This window comes from Cellulosimicrobium sp. NPDC030954 (assembly GCF_055571305.1).
The window spans coordinates 1-2,012 of record NZ_JBVIFN010000027.1 but is presented as its reverse complement, the minus strand read 5'-3'; the positions used below and the strand labels follow the sequence as shown (position 1 = coordinate 2,012).

Annotated in this window: 1 rRNA gene; it reads right to left on the bottom strand. The window is 58.2% G+C overall.

The window, feature by feature from the left end:
• Positions 1-2,012 (bottom strand): 23S ribosomal RNA (locus tag ACZ402_RS20285); the annotation flags it as partial.

Here is a 2,012-nt window from a genome sequence, read left to right as displayed (position 1 = left end):
ACCTACTCCAGCCCCAGGATGCGACGAGCCGACATCGAGGTGCCAAACCATGCCGTCGATATGGACTCTTGGGCAAGATCAGCCTGTTATCCCCGGGGTACCTTTTATCCGTTGAGCGACGGCGCTTCCACAAGCCACCGCCGGATCACTAGTTCCGACTTTCGTCCCTGCTCGACCTGTCAGTCTCACAGTCAAGCTCCCTTGTGCACTTGCACTCGACACCTGATTGCCAACCAGGCTGAGGGAACCTTTGAGCGCCTCCGTTACATTTTAGGAGGCAACCGCCCCAGTTAAACTACCCACCAGGCACTGTCCCTGGTCCGGATCACGGACCGAGGTTAGACATCCGAAGCGGCCAGAGTGGTATTTCAACGTTGACTCCACCCGCACTGGCGTACGGGCTTCACAGTCTCCCACCTATCCTACACAAGCCGCACCGAACACCAATACCAAGCTATAGTAAAGGTCCCGGGGTCTTTCCGTCCTGCTGCGCGTAACGAGCATCTTTACTCGTAGTGCAATTTCGCCGAGTTCGCGGTTGAGACAGCGGAGAAGTCGTTACGCCATTCGTGCAGGTCGGAACTTACCCGACAAGGAATTTCGCTACCTTAGGATGGTTATAGTTACCACCGCCGTTTACTGGGGCTTAAATTCTGAGCTTCACCCCGAAGGGTTGACCCGTCCTCTTAACCTTCCAGCACCGGGCAGGCGTCAGTCCGTATACATCGTCTTGCGACTTCGCACGGACCTGTGTTTTTAGTAAACAGTCGCTTCTCCCTGGTCTCTGCGGCCGTCCACGCTCCCACCGCGAGGGTGTTCACGCTTCAGGCCCCCCTTCTCCCGAAGTTACGGGGGCATTTTGCCGAGTTCCTTAACCACGATTCTCTCGATCGCCTTAGTATTCTCTACCTGACCACCTGAGTCGGTTTGGGGTACGGGCGGCTAGAACCTCGCGCCGAGGCTTTTCTTGGCAGCATAGGATCACCCAGTTCGCGCTTGTGCGCTCACCGTCAGCTCTCAGCCTTCATGCCTGGCGGATTTGCCTACCAGACGGCCTACAGCCTTGGACGTGGTCTACCATCGCCACGCCGGGCTACCTTCCTGCGTCACCCCTGTTAATACGCTTACCTACTACCGGATTGGGTCCCGCGCGCCCCTGCCACATGACCCCGAAGGGTCGGCGGGCAGGTTTGGGCGGTCAGCATCACCGGGCTCGGTATGGGCGGTTCTTCGCCGGTAGGAGAATATCAACTCCTTGTCCATCGACTACGCCTGTCGGCCTCGCCTTAGGTCCCGACTTACCCAGGGCGGATTAACCTGGCCCTGGAACCCTTGGTCATTCGGCGGACGGGTTTCTCACCCGTCTTTCGCTACTCATGCCTGCATTCTCACTCGTGTGGGCTCCACCACTGGGTTCCCCCGCGGCTTCACTGCCCACACGACGCTCCCCTACCCACCTGCGCCTCTGGACCACGAAGGCCTGAGTTGAGCGCAGATGCCACGGCTTCGGCGGTGTACTTGAGCCCCGCTACATTGTCGGCGCGGAATCACTTGACCAGTGAGCTATTACGCACTCTTTCAAGGGTGGCTGCTTCTAAGCCAACCTCCTGGTTGTCTGTGCAACTCCACATCCTTTCCCACTTAGCACACGCTTAGGGGCCTTAGCCGGTGGTCTGGGCTGTTTCCCTCTCGACTACGGAGCTTATCCCCCGCAGTCTCACTGCCACGCTTCCACTTACCGGCATTCGGAGTTTGGCTGACGTCAGTAACCTTGTAGGGCCCATCGGCCATCCAGTAGCTCTACCTCCGGCAAGAAACACGTGACGCTGCACCTAAATGCATTTCGGGGAGAACCAGCTATCACGAAGTTTGATTGGCCTTTCACCCCTAACCACAGGTCATCCCCCAGGTTTTCAACCCTGGTGGGTTCGGTCCTCCACGCGGTCTTACCCGCGCTTCAACCTGCCCATGGCTAGATCACTTCGCTTCGGGTCTAGACCCAGCGACTACGG